This window comes from Azospirillum sp. B4, assembly GCF_000333275.1.
Lineage (GTDB): Bacteria > Pseudomonadota > Alphaproteobacteria > Azospirillales > Azospirillaceae > Nitrospirillum.
In genome coordinates this window covers 20,273-41,721 of the sequence record NZ_BACU01000323.1, presented here as the reverse complement: position 1 = coordinate 41,721, position 21,449 = coordinate 20,273, and the positions used below count along the sequence as shown (strand labels likewise).

The 21,449-nt window shown below is 66.3% G+C and carries 12 protein-coding genes and 2 pseudogenes; 7 read left to right on the top strand and 7 right to left on the bottom strand.

Annotated features, from left to right (window positions below; translation table 11 throughout):
* Positions 1 to 132: 132 nt before the first annotated feature.
* Positions 133 to 1,086, bottom strand: a pseudogene (locus I55_RS38435) (IS5 family transposase).
* A 122-nt stretch (positions 1,087 to 1,208) separates the two neighbouring features.
* Positions 1,209 to 1,613 (bottom strand): annotated as a pseudogene (locus tag I55_RS14505) (transposase); the annotation flags it as partial.
* Between the two features lie 168 nt (positions 1,614 to 1,781).
* Here I55_RS14505 and I55_RS14500 point away from each other — a divergent pair.
* Positions 1,782 to 2,360, top strand: coding sequence for a hypothetical protein (locus I55_RS14500; RefSeq protein ID WP_044561294.1), 579 nt, complete (start codon positions 1,782 to 1,784; stop codon positions 2,358 to 2,360).
* A 315-nt stretch (positions 2,361 to 2,675) separates the two neighbouring features.
* Here I55_RS14500 and I55_RS14495 read toward each other — a convergent pair whose 3' ends face one another.
* Positions 2,676 to 4,322, bottom strand: coding sequence for a lactate permease LctP family transporter (locus I55_RS14495; RefSeq protein WP_044561293.1), 1,647 nt, complete (start codon positions 4,320 to 4,322; stop codon positions 2,676 to 2,678).
* Between the two features lie 639 nt (positions 4,323 to 4,961).
* On the opposite strand from I55_RS14495, the gene I55_RS14490 reads away from it, so the two are divergent.
* The 5 genes from I55_RS14490 (at position 4,962) to I55_RS14470 (ending at position 13,038) form a co-directional block, all read left to right on the top strand.
* Positions 4,962 to 5,738, top strand: coding sequence for a (Fe-S)-binding protein (locus I55_RS14490; RefSeq protein ID WP_044561292.1), 777 nt, complete (start codon positions 4,962 to 4,964; stop codon positions 5,736 to 5,738).
* Entirely contained in the window at positions 5,728 to 7,194 is a 1,467-nt protein-coding gene (locus I55_RS14485) for a LutB/LldF family L-lactate oxidation iron-sulfur protein (protein WP_044561291.1), read from the top strand. The genes I55_RS14490 and I55_RS14485 overlap by 11 nt, the downstream gene beginning before the upstream one ends.
* Complete coding sequence (locus I55_RS14480; RefSeq protein WP_044561290.1) at positions 7,191 to 7,832, top strand: LUD domain-containing protein; 642 nt, start codon at positions 7,191 to 7,193, stop codon at positions 7,830 to 7,832. Before I55_RS14485 ends, I55_RS14480 begins: the two co-directional genes overlap by 4 nt.
* 6 nt (positions 7,833 to 7,838) lie before the next feature.
* Positions 7,839 to 10,694, top strand: coding sequence for an FAD-binding and (Fe-S)-binding domain-containing protein (locus I55_RS39040; RefSeq protein WP_044561289.1), 2,856 nt, complete (start codon positions 7,839 to 7,841; stop codon positions 10,692 to 10,694).
* Positions 10,695 to 10,842: 148 nt separating this feature from the next.
* Complete coding sequence (locus I55_RS14470; RefSeq protein WP_044561288.1) at positions 10,843 to 13,038, top strand: malate synthase G; 2,196 nt, start codon at positions 10,843 to 10,845, stop codon at positions 13,036 to 13,038.
* Positions 13,039 to 13,130: 92 nt separating this feature from the next.
* Here the strand turns inward: I55_RS14470 and I55_RS33090 are convergent, their stop codons facing one another.
* The 4 genes from I55_RS33090 to I55_RS14450 form a co-directional block, all read right to left on the bottom strand.
* The gene (locus tag I55_RS33090; protein WP_049974130.1) at positions 13,131 to 14,921 is read right to left on the bottom strand and encodes a DUF3857 and transglutaminase domain-containing protein; all 1,791 of its coding nucleotides are present in this window, start codon (positions 14,919 to 14,921) and stop codon (positions 13,131 to 13,133) included.
* 903 nt (positions 14,922 to 15,824) lie between these two features.
* Complete coding sequence (locus tag I55_RS35950; protein WP_148293735.1) at positions 15,825 to 16,199, bottom strand: hypothetical protein; 375 nt, start codon at positions 16,197 to 16,199, stop codon at positions 15,825 to 15,827.
* An 82-nt stretch (positions 16,200 to 16,281) separates the two neighbouring features.
* Positions 16,282 to 17,526: an HlyD family secretion protein gene (locus I55_RS39035; RefSeq protein ID WP_044561286.1), complete on the bottom strand. Its 1,245-nt coding sequence runs from the start codon at positions 17,524 to 17,526 to the stop codon at positions 16,282 to 16,284.
* Positions 17,523 to 19,643, bottom strand: coding sequence for a peptidase domain-containing ABC transporter (locus tag I55_RS14450; RefSeq protein WP_199902595.1), 2,121 nt, complete (start codon positions 19,641 to 19,643; stop codon positions 17,523 to 17,525). The genes I55_RS39035 and I55_RS14450 overlap by 4 nt, the downstream gene beginning before the upstream one ends.
* A gap of 838 nt (positions 19,644 to 20,481) precedes the next feature.
* On the opposite strand from I55_RS14450, the gene epsC reads away from it, so the two are divergent.
* A complete protein-coding gene (gene epsC / locus I55_RS14445) occupies positions 20,482 to 21,351 on the top strand; it encodes a serine O-acetyltransferase EpsC (protein ID WP_083901118.1) in 870 nt (289 codons plus the stop codon).
* Positions 21,352 to 21,449 lie beyond the last annotated feature (98 nt).

Here is a 21,449-nt window from a genome sequence, read left to right as displayed (position 1 = left end):
AACGGTTCTGCCCGACCATCGGCGCGCGTATCAGGCGATCTCGGCGGGCGCAGTGCGTCTTAGGGTATGGATTTGGGCTAGGTCACAGCCATTTTTCCCTGATTTCCTCGTGTGGAAGAGAGACTCCGCCCGTCATGCCGTCAGTACCAGGGCGCGGCGGAGGTTGATGGCGGCGAACATCAGGTGCAGATGACACGTATTGCGAGAACGTCCACGGTAGCGGACCCCCCGATACCCATAGTGCCGCTTCATGGTGGCGAACGCCCGCTCCACTCCCGCCCGGATCGGGGACACCGCCTTGTTGAACCAGTGCTGGGCCGGGGTCAGCGGCTTGTTACGGGCCGCCCGGCGCAGGATCTGGCTTTTGATCCCGGCCGCCGCCAATTCGTCGCGCAACGCCTAGCTGTCGTAGGCCTTGTCGGCGTAGACCGCCTCCTCATCCCCTTGGATCAGGGTCCGGGCCACCTGGCTGTCATGCACCTCGGCGCTGGTCAGCACCGCCGCCCGGATCAGGTTGGTCCCCTCGTCCACCGCGACATGCGCCTTGTAACCGAAGGTGCTCTCGCCGTTCTTCGTCGTCCACCCGGCATCCGGGTCCCGCTCCGATACCGTGCCTTCCGAGGATGCTGGCGGCTTCACCGCCGCCTTCACGATCGACGCGTCGATCAGCGTGCCCTTGCGCACGATCAGGCCCCGGGCGTCCAGTTGCCGCGTCACCTCGCCGAAAAGCTGTTCTGACAGACCGTCCTTCGCCAAGCGCTGACGGAAACGCCATATCGTCGAATGATCCGGAACACCTTCATCCAAAGGTAGGCCCGCGAACCGCCGGAACGACAGGCGGTCGTCCACCGCTTCCTCCAAGCCGGGATCCGACAGCCCGTACCACTGCTGCAACAGCAGCAACTTCACCAGCGTCCGCAGCGGATACGAGGGCCGCCCCTCATCGCTGGCATAGACAGACTCCAGTAATCGGTCGATCGCCCGCCAATCCACCAGCCGCTCAACATCCGACAACCACTCCAGGCGTCCCGCCCGTTGATTGACAAGACCGTCCACAAAGCTCGCCTGCCGTAAGTCACGACGCATTGCCAACCACCCGTAAATCAATTAATTCAATAATATCATATAGTTATTGGCTGCGCAAAGCTCTCTATAAGAGAATATAAATCTTCAGCCAAGACAGCCAGGAGTCCGTTTGGAAACTCGGTTCAGTGACAAGTTCGCCTAAGTAGCAGACTGGTCATGGCGAGTTGTATCATGCCTTTGGACACGTCCATGCGGCCCTCGTCATCACGGACGAGAGGCCGCCATCGCGTCTCCAGGCGAAGGTCCGTTCGACCACCTAGCGCCGGGGCGGCACTTTGAAGCCGGGCTCGGCGTCGATCCGCCGGCCGGGCCACTTCAATGGTGTAGTCCAGGAGGGCGGTCTTGTCTATCAAGACGGTTCGGTCGTACCCGCTGTCGAACAGATGTTTCATCCAGGGCCTACGCTTGCGCAGGCCATCCAGAATCTGTTGGCCCCCAACGGAGTCGGAAATGTCGGCCGGGGTCAGGTTGACATCAGTCAGGCGCCCATCGGTATCTACCGCGATGTGCCATTTGTTGCGGGCAATGACTGAGATGCACGGCATGATCCACTGGGGTTAATCCCAAAGTGGCGCACTGGACAGAAGAGGACGGAATGCCGAAGCAGCCAATGGACGCCACCATTCCGTTACCTTCGGTGTTGCACCCCGCCAGTTTTGCCCGCGTAATAAGCAAAACCAACCGGGGAGCCGTCCATGAGCAAACTGACCCTCTATTTTATCCGCCATGCCGAAAAGCCTGAGGAGCCCTGGCCCGGTCCCGGCCTGACGGTGGATGGCAAGAAGGACAAGGAGTCCCTGGTCATCCGGGGCTGGCAGCGGGCGGGGGCTTGGGCGGCGCTGTTCGGGGCGGGGCTGGACACGGGCGACTATGCCACGCCGCAGGCGGTCTATGCCGCCACGCCCGGCACGGTGGCGAACAAGGAGCCGAGCAAGCGGCCGTTCGAGACGGCGTCGCCGCTGGCGGCGCGCCTGGGGCTGGCGGGGCCCAACACCACCTATGGCAAGGGGCAGGAGGCGGCGCTGGTCAATGAGTTGCTGACCCTGTCCGGCGTGGTGCTGGTGTGCTGGCAGCATGAGGCCATCGTCCAGGACATCATCCCCCTGCTGCCCATCCGCCGGGGCAAGCCGCCCACGGTATGGCCCGGCGACCGCTTCGACGTGGTGCTGCGCTTCAAGCGCAAGGAGGCGGACAAGTCCGGCAAGGTTGGCGGCTTCGCCTTCAAGGAGCTGTATCCCCGCCTGCTGTCGGGGGACAGCGACACGCCTTTGTGAGGCGCCCTTAGGCGCCGGGCGCGGCCATCCGGCCGCTTGGCTTCCTCGCTTTCCAGTCCACTGCGTTCCCCGGAAAGCTCCGGCGGACGCGGTCGCGTCCTAGGCATGAGCCAAAGCTCCGGCGCCCGCAGTCGCGGGCTACAACGGCATGAGCCAAATGCTCATGCAGTGTTGGGAGTGCTCGTGCGCGCCCACAGGACTGGAGCGCCCCCAAAGAAAAGGCCCCGGCGGGTGAGCGCCGGGGCGTGGGAGGTTACGGGCTGACAAAAGGCCGATCCGCCTGGGGACGCCGGGCCCGTGAGGGCCCGGACGCCCTCAGCCCGGGATCATGCCGGGGAAGACATAGGCCTGCAGCAGGGTGATGACGCCCACGATGCAGACGAAGAACAGGCTGTGCTTCAGCGTGAAGCGCAGCAGGTTGGCCTCGCTGCCCACCAGGCCCACGGCGGCGCAGGCCACCGCGATGCTTTGCGGGGAGATCATCTTGCCGGTGACGCCGCCGCTGCTGTTGGCGGCCACCAGCAGCAGGTCGGACACGCCGATCTGCTGCGCCGTGGTGGCCTGCAAGGCGCCGAACAGCGCGTTGCTGGAGGTGTCGGACCCGGTGAGGAACACGCCCAGCCACCCCAGGATGGGGGAGAAGAAGGGGAAGCCCTTGCCCGCCTCCGCCAGCATCAGGGCCAGGGTGGAGGACAGGCCGGAATAATTGGCGATGTAGGCGAAGGCCAGGACGGAGCCGATGGTGTACATCGGCCACTTCAGCTCCACCAAGGTTTCACCAAAGGTGCCCAGCGCCTTGGCCGGGCTGTAGCGCAGCACGATCATGCTGAGCAAGGCCGCGATCAGGATGGCGGTGCCGGTGGCGGCCAGCAGGTCCAGCTTGTACTGCGCGGCGTAGGGCGTGGCCTTGGTCACGATGGGGGCCACCTTGGTCACCATGTTGTGCAGGCTGGGCACGTCGAACAGGAACACGGTGTCGATCAGCGACCCGCCCTTGGCGAACAGGGCCTTGAACGGCTTCAGGCTCCAGATCGTCACGACGCCGGTGAGGATGAGGAAGGGCGACCAGGCCTTGACCACCTGGCCGGCGGTGTAGGCGTGGGCGCTCCGCTCCACCACGCTCTGTTCCTTGAAGCGGAAGATGGTCTTGGGCTTCCAGAACTTCAGGAACACGGTCAGGCAGACCAGGCTGATGAGGGCGGAGATGATGTCCGGCAGTTCAGCGCCGATGTGGTTGGAGGTGAAGTACTGGGCGACGGCGAAGCTGACGCCCGTCACCAGGATGGCGGGCCAGGTTTCCTTCACGCCCTTGGCGCCATCCATGATGAAGACCAGCCAGAAGGGCACGAACACCGACAGCGCCGGCAACTGGCGCCCGGTCATGGCCGCCACCTTGGCGACGTCCAATCCTGAGACCTGGGCGCCGACGATGATGGGCGTGCCCATGGCACCGAAGGCCACCGGGGCGGTGTTGGCGATGAGGCAGAGGCCGGCGGCGTACAGCGGGTTGAAGCCCAGGCCGGCCAGGATGGCGGCGGTGATGGCCACCGGCGCGCCGAAGCCGGCCGCCCCCTCCAGGAAGGCGCCGAAGGCGAAGCCCACCATCAGCATCTGCAGGCGCTGGTCCTCGGTGATGGCGATGACGCTGGCGCGGATGATGTCGAACTGCCCCGTCTTCACCGTGATCTTGTACAGGAAGACGGCGGCGATGATGATCCAGGCGATGGGCCACAGGCCGTAGAAGAAGCCGTAGACCACGGCGGCGATGGCGGACGAGGCCGGCATGCCATAGGCGGCGATGGCGATGACCAGGGCGATCAGCACGGTCAGCGTGCCGGCGACATAGCCCTTCAGCCGCAGAACGGCCAGCGCCACGAAAAAGAAGATGATGGGCAGCACCGCGACCAGCGCGGACACCACCATGTTCCCGAACGGGTCATAGACCTGGACCCAAGGCTGCATGGCCTTCCCCCCCAATTGTTGTCAGATGACACGAGGCGGCAGGCATCAGGCCGGTGCGGGCCGGTGGTCGGGGCGTGCCGCCGAAGGGCCGGCCCCGTCCCGCTCATGGACGGCGCGTCACCCCGGAAGGCGGCGTCCCGACGCCCGGGATCCGGAGCGGCCGGTACCCGCCGGCGTTCCCACTATCCCTCAGGCACGTAAAACAAGCGTCCACTTGGCAGGCGTTTACTGGGCAGGCATCTACTGGCAGGCATTTCCACGGGCGGTTCCCAGGTATCGCCCGGGTTGGTGTCTCCTTGGTCAAATTACTGTACCATGGATGCCTTGATGGATAACCCGCGCGCCCGGCGGGCGCAAACGGAAAAGAGTCGCTCATCCCAAGGTCTTGGTTTGGCATCCCAAGGTCTTGGTTTGGTCACCGCATGGGTCGGCCGGCATGCCCAAATGCAGGCAGCGGCTGGCCGATCGGCCAGGACCCGGCCGGCGGTGGGCGTGGGGGTGAATTCTCTTGGTAAAATGATTTGACCAAATTTTGGCGCTGGTAAAATATGGCCGCGCCATTTTCCCCTCCGTCCCCTCCCGCAGGGTGGGCGGGCGGGGCTTCACGGACGGGGGTTCATCTTGGGGAGGGACCGGCTTTTGACAGCCGCCACGACATCCGCCACACCCGGGGCCGGCGCCAGGCCGGACACGGTCTATTTCTTCGGCACCTGCCTGGTGGACATGCTGTACCCGGAGGCCGGGCTGGCGGGCATGGACCTGCTGCGCCACGCCGGGGTGCGGGTGATCTTTCCGGAGGGGCAGAGCTGCTGCGGCCAGCCGGCGCGCAACTCCGGCTATTTCGAGGAGGCGCGGGAGGTGGCGCGGGCGCAGCTGGACGCCTTCCCCGGCGACTTGCCCATCGTCGTGCCCTCCGGCTCCTGCGCCGGCATGATGAAGACCCACTACGGCCATTTGTTCGAGGGCGACCCCGACCAGCCGCGCGCCATCGCCTTCGCCACCCGCATCCATGAGCTGACGGCCTTCCTGGTCAACGTCCTGGGCGTGCGGCTGGAGGACAAGGGGGAGGCCGTCACCGTCACCTGGCATCCCTCCTGCCACTCGATGCGGGAAATGGGGGTGAAGGATGAGCCCAAGACCCTGCTGCGCCAGCTGGCCAACGTCACGCTGGTGGAAAACCCGCGGGAGCGGGAGTGCTGCGGCTTCGGCGGCACCTTCGCCGTGCGCCAGACGGCCGTGTCCACCGCCATGGTGGCGGACAAGCTGGCCAGCGTGAAGGACACCGGGGCCGGCACCCTGCTGTCGGGCGACTGCGGCTGCCTGATGAACATCGGCGGGCATGCCGAGAAGGTGGGCGACGGCACCCGCTGCCGCCACATCGCCGAATTCCTGATGGAGCGCTGTCATGGCACCTGATGGAGAAGCGCACGGCCCCCGGTTCGCAGAATGCGCGCCCGATGCCCTGAACAACCCGCAGCTGCGCCGCAACTTCCGCCGGGCCATGGACGGCCTGATGACCAAGCGCGCCGCCCAGTTCCCCGATCCGGCCTATTGGGCGGAACTGCGGGAGCGGGGGGCCGCCGTGAAGGCCCGCGCCCTGGCCAAGCTGCCGGAGCTGCTGGAGCGGCTGGAGGCGACGCTGACCGCCAATGGCGTCCAGGTGCATTGGGCGGAGACGACGGAGGAGGCCAACGCCATCGTCCTGGGCATCCTGCAAGCGGCCGGCGCCCGCACCGTCATCAAGGGCAAGTCCATGGTGTCGGAGGAGATGCACCTGAACCAGCACCTGGAGCGGAACGGCATCGAGGCGATCGAGTCCGACCTCGGCGAATACATCATCCAGCTGGCGGGGGAGACGCCGTCCCACATCGTCATGCCCTGCATCCACAAGAACAAGGACGAGATTTCGGACCTGTTCGCGGAGAAGATCCCCGGCCTGGGGCGCACCGGCGACGTGGATGAGCTGACGGCCGCCGCCCGCCGCGTGCTGCGGGACCGCTTCGCCAACGCCGACGCCGGCATCTCCGGCGTCAATTTCGCGGTGGCGGAGACGGGCACCCTGGTGCTGATCGAGAATGAGGGCAACGGCCGCCTGTCCACCACCCTGCCGCCGCTGCACATCGCCGTGACCGGCATCGAGAAGGTGGTGGAAAGCCTGGACGATGTGGTGCCGCTGCTGGCCCTGCTGCCCCGCTCCGCCACCGGCCAGCCCATCACCACCTATGTCAACATGATCAGCGGGCCCCGCAAAGCCGATGAGAAGGACGGGCCGACGGCCGTGCACCTGGTGCTGCTGGATGCGGGGCGCAGCCGCGTCTACCAGGATGTGGAACTGGCGGACACGCTGCGCTGCATCCGCTGTGCCGCCTGCATGAACCACTGCCCCGTCTACACCCGCGTGGGCGGCCACACCTACAACGCCATCTATCCCGGCCCCATCGGCAAGATCCTGACGCCGCAGTTGCAGGGCCTGGACGCCGCCGGCGACCAGCCCCACGCCTCCACCCTGTGCAACGCCTGCGCGGAGGTCTGCCCGGTCAAGATCCCCATCCCCGACCTGCTGGTGCGCCTGCGGCGGGAGGCGGTGCGGCCGACCGAGACGCCGGCCACCCACCTTCCCGTGGTCAAGGACGGCGGGGCGGAGCGGTCGCGGCTGGAAAGCCTGGTCTGGGCCGGCTGGCGCCTGGTCTACACCCGGCCGCTGCTGTACCGCATGGTCACCCGCGCCCTGGCCTGGGGCGGCAACTGGGTGCCGGCCACCGCCCCGCTGATGCGCGACTGGACCAGGGCGCGGGCCAAGCCCCGCTTCCGCCCCCGCACCCTGCATGACCTGGCGCGGGAGCGGGGTTACTTGAGCGAGATCCCCAAATGAACGCACGGGCCAATATTCTCGGTCGGCTCAAGGCCGCGCCCGCACGGCCCCAGCCCGCGCTGCCGCCGTGGACGCCGCCGACCTACGCCGACAAGCTGGCCCGCTTCCGCCAGATGGCGGAGGCCAACCATGCCGAGATCCATGACGTCACCGCCGCCAACTGGCCGGAACGGCTGGCCGCCATCCTGGGCAATCGCGGCGTGCGGTCGCTGATGGTCGCCCCCGGCACGCCGCACGGCGACCGGCTGCTCCAGGCCCCCGGCCTGCCCGCCCTGGTCGCCTATGACCGCGCGGTGGAGGCGTTGAAGGACACGCTGGTGCGCCAGGTGGACGCCGGCCTGACCGGCACCCTGGGCGCCATCGCGGAGACGGGGACCCTGATCCTGTGGCCGACGGCGGCGGAGCCGCGCCTGTTGTCCCTGCTGCCACCCCTGCACATCGCCGTGCTGGAGGAGGATGCGCTGCACGACACCCTGGCGGCGGCCGTGCGGCACCAGGGGTGGGCGGCGGGCATGCCCACCAATGCCCTCTTGATCTCCGGCCCGTCCAAGACGTCCGATATCGAGCAGACGCTGGCCTATGGCGTCCACGGGCCCAAGGAACTGATCATCCTGCTGGTGCGAAAAGAAGGGGAGTGAGCGGCCATGCCGGACACCACGCTGAACCTTGGCCTGACGCGCGACTATGACGGGCTGCGGGCCGAACTCGCGGGCGTGGTGCCGGCGGACCGGCTGATCACCGACGCCCTGCGCCGCCTGGCCTATGGCACGGACGCCAGCTTCTACCGCCTGGTCCCTAAGCTGGTGGTGCGGGTGGACAGCGAGGCGGAGGTGTCGGCCGTGCTGGCCGCCTGCCGCCGGCATGGCACCCCCGTCACCTTCCGCGCCGCCGGCACCTCCCTCTCCGGCCAGGCCATCACCGACAGCCTGCTGATGGTGCTGGGCGATGGCTGGCATCGTTCCGTCATCGAAAGGAACGGGGAGGTCATCAAGGTCCAGCCCGGCATCATCGGGGCGGAGGTCAACCGCCGCCTGGCGCCCTATGGCCGCAAGATCGGGCCGGACCCGGCCTCCATCGAGTCCTGCAAGATCGGCGGCATCGCCGCCAACAACTCGTCCGGCATGTGCTGCGGCACGCACGAGAACACCTACAAGACCATGCTGTCGCTGCGTTTCATGCTGGCCGACGGCACCCTGGTGGACACCGGCGACCCGGCCAGCGTGGCCGCCTTCCGCGTCAGCCACGCCGAGCTGCTGGCCAGCCTGGACGCGATGGGCCGGCGGGTGCGGGATGACGAGGTGCTGGCCGCCCGCATCCGGCGCAAGTTCGCCATCAAGAACACCACCGGCTACAGCCTGAACGCCCTGGTGGATTATGAGGACCCGGTCGACATCCTGGCCCACCTGCTGATCGGGTCGGAGGGCACGCTGGGCTTCATCGCCGAGGTCACCTACCGCACCGTGCCGGAGCTGGCGGACAAGGCCAGCGCCCTGCTGCTGTTCCCCGACGTGGTGGAGGCGGGGCGGGCCGCCTGTCTTCTCAACGGCGGTCCGGTGGCGGCGGTGGAGCTGATGGACCGGGCCAGCCTGCGCAGCGCCAAGGGCCAGCCGGGTCTGCCGGCGGAGATCGACGGCATGGGCGACGACGTCGCCTCCCTGCTGGTGGAGACGCGCGCGGAAAGTCCCCGAAAACTCGCCGAAAACATCCAGGAAATTACCGCTTTATTGGGCGGCGTGACCCTGCTTCAGCCCCCCGCGTTCACCACCGACCCGGCCGAATACACCAAGCTGTGGAAGATCCGGAAGGGCCTGATCCCCACCGTGGGCGCCATGCGCCAGACCGGCACCAGCGTCATCATCGAGGACGTGGCCTTCCGCATCGAGGACCTGGCCGACGCCTGCCACGACATGCGGGCGCTGTTCGACAAGCACGGCTATCCCGACGCCATCCTGATGGGCCACGCGCTCGCCGGCAACCTGCACTTCGTCTTCGCCCAGGACTTCAGCACCAGGGAGGAGATCGACCGCCACGCCCGCTTCATGGACGAGATGGTCCACATCGTGGTGGAGAAGTACGACGGCTCACTGAAGGCGGAGCATGGCACCGGCCGCAACATGGCGCCCTTCGTCGAGCTGGAATGGGGCCAGGCGGCCACGGCCTTGATGTGGGAAATCAAGCGTTTGCTGGACCCGGCCAACCTGCTGAACCCCGGCGTGCTGCTGAACACCAACCCCACCCTGCACCTGGAGAACCTGAAGCCCCTGCCGCCCGCGCACGCCCTGGTCGACACCTGCATGGAGTGCGGCTTCTGCGAGAAGATGTGCCCCTCCCACGGCATGACGCTGAGCCCGCGCCAGCGCATCACCGGCCTGCGGGAGATCGCGCGGCTGGAGGCGCTGGGGGATCCGGCGACGGAGCTGCGGGAACTCTACGACTACCACGCCATCGACACCTGTGCCGCCTGCGGCCTGTGCGCCACCGCCTGCCCCGTGGGCATCGAGACGGGGCAGATGACCAAGTCCCTGCGCGGCAAGCGCCATGGCCAGACCGCCCGCACCGTGGCCAGCCTGATGGCCCGCCACTACGGCACCGTGCTGGCCGCCACCCGGGGGGCCCTGACCCTGGCCGGCCTGGCGGCGCAGGCCTTCGGGCCCAGGAAGGTGGCCAGCCTGGCGGCCCACGCCCGCCGCCTGTCCGGCGACCGCCTGCCCCATGTCGGCCCCAACCTGCCGGAGGCGGCGGGCATGGCCTGGCTGAAGGACCTGCCGCCGGCCACGGCCGCCGGTGACCCGGTCGTCTACCTGGCCGCCTGCGCCGGCCGCACCTTCGGCCCCGCCGTGGAGGATGGCGAGGCCGACCCCCTGCCCGCCGTCACCCTGCGCGTGCTGGACCGCGCCGGCTACCGCGCCATCGTGCCGGAGACCCTGTCCACCCTGTGCTGCGGCCTGGCCTTCGACTCCGAAGGCATGACGGAGGCCGGCGACGCCAAGGCGGCGGAGATGGAGGCGGCGCTGAGGGCCGCCAGCGACAATGGCCGCATCCCCATCGTCATGGATGCCAGCGCCTGCACCCAGCGGATGAAGACCTTTCTCTCCGGCCGGCTGTCGGTGAAAGATCTGCCGGTGAAGGATCTGGTGGAATTCCTGGCCCAGGACGCCCTGCCCCGCCTGACGCCGACGCCGCAGGCGGAGCCCGTGCTGCTGCACCTGAACTGTGCCGCCCGCAAGATGGGCATAGACCCGCAGGCCGCCACCGTGGCCAAGGCCTGCGCCCGCACCGTGGTGGTGCCGGAGCGAGTGGGCTGCTGCGGTTTCGCCGGCGACAAGGGCTTCAACGAGCCGGAGCTGAACGACCACGCCCTGCGCTTCCTGGCCCCCCAGGTTCCCGCCGGGTGCGAGGCCGGGTATTCCAGCAACCGGACCTGCGAGATCGGCCTGGCCGACCACGCCGGCGTGCCCTACCGCCATCTGGTCTATCTGGTCGACAGGGCCACGCGCTGAGGGCGTATGCCCGCCCGGGACCTTCCGCACCGTTGACGAGGGCGCCGCCGCCGCCTACCCATATCGGGCGTCGAAAAACAGTGCGTCATAAACCCGCGACGGCCGCCCAAGGCCGCGCATGAGCGAGAGAAATCAGGGGAGAAGGACCATGACGGCACGGGTTACGGCCGGGCATCTTCAGGTGGCGCAGGAACTGTTCGACTTTGTCGAGAACGAGGTCCTGCCCGGCACCGGTTTGTCGGTTGAGGCGTTCTGGCACGGCGTGGACGCCATCGCCCACGAGCTGACGCCGCTGAACCGCGACCTGCTGGCCAAGCGCGACGCCATCCAGGCGCAGATCGATGAGTGGCATCGCGGCCAGAAGGGACGGCCCTTCGACGGCGCCGCCTATCGCGCCTTCCTCTCGGCCATCGGCTACATCCAGCCCGAGGGGCCGGACTTCAGCGTCAGCACCGCCAACGTGGATGCCGAGATCGCCACCATCGCCGGCCCGCAGCTGGTGGTGCCGGTGATGAACGCCCGCTATGCCCTGAACGCCGCCAATGCCCGCTGGGGCAGCCTGTACGACGCCCTGTACGGCACCGACGCCCTGCCCGACGACGATGGCGCGGAGCGGGGCAAAGGCTACAACCCCATCCGCGGTGCCAAGGTCATCGCCTTCGGCCGCACCTTCCTGGACCAGTCCTTTCCCCTGGCCGACGGCTCGCACCGCGACGCCACCGGCTACGCCATCGTGGATGGCGCGCTGAGCGTGACGCTGGAAGGTGGCGCCACCACCGGCCTGGCCGACCCCGGCCGCCTGTCCGGCTGGCAAGGCGACGACGCCACCCCGACCGTCATCCTGCTGTGCCGCCACGGCCTGCACGCCGAGATCCACATCGATGCCAGCCACCGCATCGGCCGCGAGGACAAGGCCCACGTGGCCGACATCGTGCTGGAATCCGCCATCACCGCCATCATGGACTGTGAGGATTCGGTGGCGGCGGTGGATGCCGCCGACAAGGTGCTGGCCTACCGCAACTGGCTGGGCCTGATGGACGGCACCCTGACCGCCCAGTTCGACAAGGGCGGCCAGACGGTGGACCGCCACCTGAACCCGGACCGCGTCTACACCGCCCCCGGCGGCGGCACCCTGACCCTGCCCGGCCGCAGCCTGATGCTGGTGCGCAACGTCGGCCACCTGATGACGTCGGACGCCATCCTGCTGGCCGATGGCGGCAACATCCCGGAAGGGATCATGGACGCCATCATGACCGGCACCATCGCCCTGCACGACCTGCGGCGCGACGGCGTGGGCGACACCCCGGCCGTGCGCAACAGCCGCGCCGGCAGCGTCTACATCGTGAAGCCCAAGATGCACGGGCCCGAGGAGGTGGCGTTCGCCAACCGCCTGTTCGGCGCCGTGGAACAGCTGCTGGGCCTGGCGCCCAACACGCTGAAGATGGGCATCATGGATGAGGAGCGGCGCACCACCGTCAACCTGAAGGAATGCATCCGCGCCGCCCAGCACCGGGTGGTGTTCATCAACACCGGCTTCCTGGACCGCACCGGCGACGAAATCCACACCTCCATGGAAGCCGGCCCCATGGTGCGCAAGAACGACATCAAGTCCACCGCCTGGATCAAGGCGTATGAGGACTGGAACGTCGACACCGGCCTGGCCTGCGGCCTGAAGGGCCGGGCGCAGATCGGCAAGGGCATGTGGGCCATGCCCGACCGGATGGCGGACATGCTGGCGGCCAAGATCGCCCACCCCCAGGCCGGCGCCAACACCGCCTGGGTGCCCTCCCCCACCGCCGCCACCCTGCACGCCCTGCACTACCACACCGTGGACGTGGCGGCCCGCCAGGCCGTGCTGGCCGGCCACCGCCGCGCCAAGCTGGAGGACATCCTGACGCCGCCCCTGGCGAATGGGGCCAACTGGTCGGAGGAGGAAATCCAGCAGGAACTGGACAACAACGCCCAGGGCATCCTGGGCTATGTCGTCCGCTGGGTGGACCAGGGGGTCGGCTGCTCCAAGGTGCCGGACATCAACAATGTCGGCCTGATGGAGGACCGCGCCACCCTGCGCATCAGCAGCCAGCACATCGCCAACTGGCTGCACCACGGCATCTGCACCAAGGACCAGGTGCGCGAGACCCTGGAGCGCATGGCCGGCGTGGTGGACACGCAGAACGCCGGCGACCCGGCCTACACCCCCATGGCGCCCAACTTCGCCCAGAGCATCGCCTTCCAGGCCGCCTGCGACCTGGTGTTCGACGGCATCCGCCAGCCCAACGGCTACACCGAGCCGGTGCTGCACCGCCGCCGGGCGGAAGCGAAGGCGCGGCAGGCCGGGGCGTAGACGTCACCAGGGTTTGATGGGGCGGCGCCATACGGTGTCGCCCCATCAAACCCCTGCGTTACAGTTTCCCAGTCAATGTCTCGACATCAGGGTCACCGCGTGCCGGTTTGATCCGCTTCCAATGCCAGGGTCGCGCGATGATCCGCGGCGATGGCCAACAGGGCCTTCGCCGCCGCCTTCCGGATGTCGCCCGTACACAGCGCCTGGTCGATATGCGCCTCAAAATCACGGCGAAGGTGGACCACCTGGCCATCCTGCGACCAATGGCTGGTGTATTTGAGGTTGTCGCTGCTGATCGCCGCATCCTTGGGAAGACTCATCAAATGATAGCCCTGGGGCAGTTCCAGTGACAGGTCCTCAGCCGTGTGCCCAGTGTAGCAGGGCGTCGGTTCCGTATCCTTCATGCGCGGCAAGGCCAGAAGCCCCATGAGGAAGTTGCCGACAGGATTGAACAGCCGCAACCCGCCGGGCATCGCGAAGCCGGCACCGGACAGCCGCTCCGGCATGGGATCGGCGGCGAAGCGTCCGCTGACGCTGTAGCTGGGCGCCAGGTCCGTGGGCGCGGCGGCCAACGTGAACGTGCCCGTGCCCGGCGTTCCCAGGGACTGCAACTGCGTGGCTGCGGCCTGTTCCAGCCCGCGCGCCTGTATGCCTTGTGCCATCTGGCGCAGCACAACGGCGAAGGGCCCGGTGGCCGTGGTCACCGTTTCCCCGGTGAGCGCGCCGTCGGCTCCCAGCTTCGCGGTGGTGGAAACCTGGGCTTCCGCACCGGCCGCCACCACCGGCACCTGGCGCAGGGCGTGGCCGGCGGCGGTGGCATGCACCACCGGCTTGCCATATTCCGGGAAGGGCAGGACGCCGAACGGGGCCACGCCGGCGGTGGTGTCGGCGTACAGCTTGAACTCGGGCAGCCAGGTGATGGCATGGTTGAGCGATAACAGCGACGGATGCTTGGGCAAGGTGTAGCCATTGCCGCCGTTGATCAGCACCACCTCGCTGGCGATGCCCTTGGCCTTCAGCAGCGCGCCGAACAGGACCGCATGGTCCTTGCAGTCGCCGTAGCCATTGCCCAGCACCGCTTCGGCCCCATGGGGAATGACGCCACCCCGGCCCAGTTCGAGGCCGACATACCGGATGTGGCTGGACACCCAGGCATAAATCCGTTCGGCCTGCTGGCGCCGGTCGGTGACGCCGGCGGTGATGCTGTCCGCCTGTTCCTGGATTTTGGGCGTCACCTGCTCCGCCGGCGCGGACAGCTTGGCGTACTCGGTGGCGAAGCTGTCGTAGTCCTTGAATGTGGTTGCGAAGTAGCGCGGGTTGCGATCCGTCGGCGCCAACATGGCGATGTCTTCGGTCGGTGGGGTCAGGTTGGCATACCGCCACCGGTACAGGACGCGGTCGCCCTGTTCCTCCTGGCTGAGCGTCATGCCCTCGGCATCCATGTACAGCGGCATGTCCTTGGGCAGCGACAGGCTGCCATGGGCATCATGGACAGTCACCGTGGTGCTGAAGAAGGAACCGTGCAGGACCTCGCCGGGGAAGTAGGGCTTTGTCAGCCGCTTGCGTATCGTGGCGACGATGATGTCACCCGCCGCCACATCGGGGAAGATCAGGACCTTCTGACGCTGGTCATTGTACATGGGAACATTGGGCGCCCCGTGGGGCAGTTGCGCCTGAATGGCCGTCACATCGATCGGCAGCTTCCGGCCATCCGCCTTCAAGGTGTACGCCTCGGCGACGTCCACCTCCTCCATCGCCTCGCTATAAGACAGGGGGAATTGGCCGATGGCGTGGGCGGCGGCATCCGTCTTGGCCAGGATCTCAAAATGGTCGGTGGCGACGAAGGTGCCGTCCTTCTGCGCCACGATGTCCTCGGTGGACAAGACCGTTTCGATGGGAAGATCCGCACCTTGGACCACTGACCAGCTGGAGGCAAGCGCCGTGACCGCCAGAAAGGCGCAAGCGTAAGCCCTGAGCATGATGGATCGGCCCGGTACTAAGCTGCCAACGACCACCTTGGGAATTAAACGCATTCTAGTTATTTCCCTCGCTAGAACTCATCCATGCTTCGCATAAAGGAGAGCGTAAGGCCCGGACGACGAAGACGGCTTTGCGATGCCTGAGGAAATGGCCCCTGGATATCGGCAAGCACTCCGACTTCACAGGACACCTCAAAGAGCTTCCCCGCCACCCTGGCATTGAACAGACCGTCGCATGAATCAACTGAAACAGGCGGCTAGCAAGGACTCTGAAGTCCATCGGAAGGGGCCCTCGCTTGGCTCATGGTCACAAGCCACTTCCTAGGAGATTAACCGGAACTTGGTCATGCCGCACGCTTCCATGCAGGCGCTAACGGCGCCTTATGACTGATAGAATCAAATAAAAACCAAAAAATGATATGGATCCAATAATAACTGCCGCCGAATTCCTAATAAAATGCCCAGAGCCATCATCAGGTATTGGGTATATTTTTAATATTATAGATTTTGCGAACAAATACACCAACAAAGACAAAGCGATTGATATGGAATACATTATTCTTTTTGCCGAATTCATTTCGACCTCACTTTCATCCGTTACACACAAAATTTAGACCAAAACGCAAAAACCGGAGTATGGCCTGTGATGGTCATGATTCTATGACCACAGACCATACTCCGAGAATCTAAGCCTATCTCATAATTGGGAGCACCATCATGTACGGTACCTTGGCACCGCATCGCTGGCAGTTTTCAGGAAAGCGATGTTAAAGTGCTAATCAAATCATGAGCGGCAACTAGAATTCCTTAATCTTCGTTCATATGGCCATTATCGAATTGGGACCATGAACCTGGGCTGCCACCACCACCCCCATCCCCACCACCCCCACCGCCTCCATAGCCGCCGATGAAGCTGTCCGACGATGGTGTGTTACTCTCCTGCGAAATTGCCGAGCTGGCGGTGGAATTAATATTTTCCGGCGTTAGGGGCAACCCATTGTCAAAGCGTGATCCAACCGCGCCTCCCAGAATTCCGCCCGCAGCACTTCCCGCCATAACACCGAAAGGACCACCTGGCGTTCCGAGGTATCCGCCAACGGCGGAGCCAATTGAACTGCCGACCGTTTCTGCAGTCAAGCCTCCAGAAACTGATTCGACCTGATCATTACTCAGCTCATACATAGCCATATCCTCTGATTTCCGTGAAAGAACGTCTTCAAAATCCGTTAACCTCACATGATCTTTTTCTTGACATCCTCCGTCTTCAGTATTTTCTAGATACTGCCCTTATTGGGTCGAGCATCCAGTCGATGAAGTGCCAGCGGTCGGTGACGACATCGCCGGTCAGGGTCATGCCGGAGGTGAGCGGCCGGTCCTCGCCATAGGCGGTGACGCTGGTGCGCTCCAGGCTCACGGTCACCCGGTACACCGGGTCCTTGTAGGGGATGGGCGCCAGCAGTTCGCCCTCGCGGTAGGTGGCGTGGCTGACCTGCACCACCCGGCCCCGCACCGCGCCGAAGCGCTGGTAGGGGAAAGCGTCCACCCGCAACCGCACCTCCTGCCCCGGCTGGATCAGCCCCGCCGCCCGCGACGGCACCAGCAGGTTGGCTTCCAGGTCGCTGTCCGCCGGCACCAGGGCCGCCAGCGGCGATTGCGCCGCCGCCGTCTGCCCGGGCTGCGCCTGCAACGCCGCCACCCGGCCCGCCACCGGCGCCACCATGACGTAGCCCCGGTTCACCTCCAGTTGCGCCAGCGATTGCTCCAGCTCGCTGCGGGCGCCGCGCAGTTGCGCCAGCTTGTCCGACCGCTCCGCCGGCAGCGTGGCCAGTTGCGATTGCGTGTCCCGCAGGTCACCCTGGCGCGACTCCCGCTGGCGTTCCAGCTCCCGGATAGAACCTTCCTGCGCCAGCACCTGCTGCTTGCGCCGCGACAGTTCCAGCCGCGTGCCGTTGCCGTTGGCCTCCAGCTCGGCATACCGGGTCACATCGTCCCGTTGCAGCATCTGCAGGTCCCGCTCCGACACCAGGCGCTGGTCCAGGCTGGACAGCTCTTCCGCGATGCCCTTCAGCCGCGCGGCCAGGCGCCGGCCCTCCTCGGCATAGCGCGCCTCGGCCGCCGCGATCTGGGCGTCGGTCTCGCGGATGCGCGCCTGGGTTTCCAGCCGCAGCTTCTCCCCCACCGGGCCGTCCGCGCCCGCCGTCTCCAGCGACAGCGCCACCAGCGGCTGGCCCTGCGCCACCAGGTCGCCCTCGTGCGCCAGCACCGCCGTCACGATGCCGCCCTTGCTGGCGTAGACCTGGGCCAGACCACCGGTGGGGGCGACATAGCCCTGCACCGTCTCGGTCTTGGCGTAGGTGCCGGTCACCAGGTAGGTGGCCGCCGCCACGGTGAACAGGCTCAGCACCGCCGTCATCACCCCGTGGCTTACCGGCTGGACGATGATGACCTCGCCCCACAGGCGCCGGCGGCGGTTCTCCACCGCCTCGGGGCGGAACAGGCCGGCGGTCATGGCACGGCCTCCAGCGTCTCGACCGGGGTCGGCACCAGATGCGGCGGCTGGCTGGGAACCTCCCGCACCAGTTCCCGCACCTGCCCGCCCTCCACCGCGAACAGCCGGTCGGCCCCCTCGATGGCCGTGGGCCGGTGCGCCACCACCACCCGGGTGATGGCGAGGGCGGCGAAGGCCTGCATGATGCGGCGTTCCGCCAGCATGTCCAGGTTGGCCGTCCCCTCGTCCAGGAACAGGACGCTGGGCCACCGGTACAATGCGCGCGCCAGCAGTACCCGCTGCTGCTGCCCACCCGACAGGGTGGAGCCCAAATCGCCCACCAGGGTCATGTAGCCCATGGGCATGCGCACGATATCCTCATGGATGGCCGCCAGCTTGGCCACCTCCTCCACCCGTTCCAGATCCAGGTCGGGATCGAAGAAGGCGATGTTGTCGGCGATGGTGCCGGCGAACAACTGGTCGTCCTGCATGACCACGCCGATGCGTTCCCGGTAGGCCCGCAGGCCGAAGGCGGTCAGCGGCAGGCCATCCACCAGCACCTCCCCCTCGTTGGGCGGGTACAGGCCCATCAGCAGCTTCAGCAGGGTGGACTTGCCGCCGCCCGAGGGGCCGACGAACGCCACGAACTGCCCGGGCTCGACGGATAGGGCCACGTTCTTCAGCACCCAGGGCTCATGCTCGGCATAGCGGAAGCTGAGGTTGCGCAGGGCCAGGGCGCCGGTCAGCGGCCGTTCCTCCCGCACCTCGGCACCCAGGCCCGCCTCGGGGTCCTGGTGCACGGCGTCGGCCAGACGTTCCAGGTGCAGGCCCAGCATGCGGAACTTGAAGAACTGGTTCACCAGCGACAGGGCGGCACTGGAGAACTGGCCGCGATAGGACTGGAAGGCCATAAGCATGCCCAGGGTCATCTCCCCGGCGATGACCGCCTTGGCACCCAGGTAGAACACCAGCAGCGTCTCCGCCCCCGACAGGATGGACAGGCCGGCGCCGCCGTTCAGTCCCACCTTCTGCACCCGCAGGCCATTGTTCACGCTGTCGGCGTAGGCGTTCTGCCACACGGCGTGGCGCTCCCGCTCCCGCCCAAACAGCTTGAAGGCTCGGGCGCCCCGGATGGTCTCCAGGAACACGCTGTCCACCTTGGACTGGTACTGGATGCCCTCGTTGGCCAGGCGCTTCAGCCAGGGGAAGGTGCCCAGCCGCACCCCGATCAACAGTACCAACCAAGCCAGGACGACGCTCGTCAGCACGGGGGCGTAGAGCACCATCACCACCAGGGTGATCAGGGCCATGACCCCATCCAGCGCCACCGAGATGATGCCGCCGGCCAGCAGGTCCTGCACCGGCTGCAGCGAGTTGAAACGGGACATGATGTCGCCCAGGCGCCGCTTCTCGAACCAGGGCACCGGCAGGCGCAGGGCGTGGCGCAGCAGATTGCCGCGCATCTGGAAGGTCAGCAGCGTGCCGAAATGCATCTGCACATAGCCGCGCAGCAGGGTTGTCCCCGCCTGGATCAGCAGCAGCAGCGCGGCGCCGATGACGATGACGTTCAGCAGGTCCAGATCGCCCTTGGATATCGCGTCGTCCACGATCATCTGGTTGACCAGGGGCGACACCAGGCCGAACAGCTCCAGCAGGGCCGACAGCGCCAGGATCTGCACCAGGCTGGGAACGAAGCCCGCCGCCTTGGACCACAGGTCGGCCAGGCGCACCCGCTCCACCACCTCCCGCTTCTGGAAGGTGGCCGCCGGCGTCAGTTCCAGCGCCACGCCGGTGAAATGCTTGGACACCTCGGCATGGGTCAGGCGGCGCAGGCCGCTGGCGGGGTCGTGCACCTCCACCCAGCGCGGCGTCACCCGGCTCAACACCACGTAATGCGCCAGGTCCCAATGCAGCACGCAGGGGCGCTTCAGTTTGGGCAGGTCGTCCAGCTCCAGCCGCAAGGGCCGGCTGGTGAAACCCAAGGCGTCGGCGATGGCGATCAGCGTCTTGAGCGTCGTGCCCTTCAGCGACACCGCATGCCGCCGCCGCAGCTCCGACAAGGTCACGCGGTGCCCGTGGTAGCCCGCCACCATGGCCAGGCACGCCAGCCCGCACTCCGCCGACTCCGATTGCAGCACGGTCTCAACCTGAGAACGATGACGGAAGGAAAGCATCGACGAAAGAAGCCCCGATATTGGCGAACAAATATTGCGCATGGTGCGCAATCATTGGCTGTATCGGATGCGACACGCGGCAAATGTGTCAACTCTGTTTTGCCATTAACGCGTTCAATCCGCCTGGAGCATGCATGCATAATATTGTAGTCGGCGGGATATATGCATCAATTTCAAATACTTATCGGAACCAACGCCAAGCCGCCGATCATGGATACAATCTCCCATACCTACTTCAGGTGATGTGACAATACATCACAGATATTGCGCCATAACGCGCCATACCTGCGTCAATTTCTTACATATCATGCGTCAATTTTTCACAGATGCATGCCGCCAGTCCTTACAATGGAAAAGACTCGATTTAGGTAGATGGACGACATGACGCGCAGGTGCCCGCATTGAGCGAACATTGATATGCAGTGACTTGAGCATTCTTTGAATTCCCTCACATTATGCGTCAATGGGCGGGGAAATCATTTATGAGGAGGCGGTTCCAAGCCACCCATCGCGGAACGTCGTCTTTATCAACTGTTCCGCAAGGGCCACTCCGATGGTGTGTTCAAATGTCCGCGCCAGGAGTGGGCGTGCCCGGGCGGCGGCGGCCCGGTTCAGGCCATTCCAGGCCGCCCGCCAGTGATGCCGGTCATATCGGCGGTCGCGACCAATTCATGAGTATCCCTCAAGCGAAGGGCTGCCATGATTGAGCATTGCGAAATTGCCCCCGGCGCCGCAATGATCTTATACGTTCCCGGTGCAGCCCATCGCTGGTGCACGATTTACCCCGTGTCAGGAGGCGGCGATGGCGGTGCTTGGGGGGCGGTTGGCCTTGGTGAGGCGGGAAACGGCAGGTGCGCAGTTGACCGGGGATGGCCTGTGGGACCGCATCCGGCATGAGGCGGAGGAGGCGCTGGCCGGCGCCCCCATGCTGGCGCCCCTGTTCCTGGATTCCATCATCAACCAGTCCTCCTTTGAATCGGCGGTGTTCCACCGCATCGCCGCCCGGCTGAAGAACGACGTGGTGTCCCAGGCCCTGATCGTGGACACCTTCAACCAGGCGGCCAAGGACGACCCGACCATTCCCGCCGCCCTGCGCGCCGACATCGCCGCCGTGCTGGAGCGCGATCCGGCGTGCGAGCGGCTGATCGAACCGGTGCTGTACTTCAAGGGCTTCCATTCCATCCAGACCCACCGGCTGGCCCACTGGCTGTGGCTGAACGGCGCGCGCGACTTCGCGCTGTACCTGCAGAGCCGCTCGTCCGACGTGTTCCAGACCGACATCCACCCGGCCGTGCCCTTCGGCAAGGGCGTCTTCCTGGACCATGCCACCGGCCTGGTGGTGGGTGAGACGGCGGTGGTGGAGGACGACGTGTCCATGCTGCAGGACGTCACCCTGGGCGGGACCGGCAAGGAGACGTGCAACCGCCACCCCAAGGTGCGCCAGGGCGCCATCATCGGGGCGGGCGCCAAGATCCTGGGCAATATCGAGATCGGCGCCTACACCCGGGTGGCCGCCGGTTCCGTGGTGCTGCGTCCGACGGAACCCTATTCCACCGTCGCCGGCGTCCCGGCCAGGGTGGTGAAGGTGGACGACAGCGCCCGCAACGGCGCCCGGCAGCTGGACCAGACCCTCAGCGACCTGGCCTACAGCTCGTTTAATTATTCGATTTAGGTTGGGGCTCCCTCAGGCGCCGGGCGCCCGCGTCCGCGGGCTTGGCTATCCTCCCTTTTCAGTCCGCTCCGCTCCCCGAAAAGGTCCGGCGGCCCCGG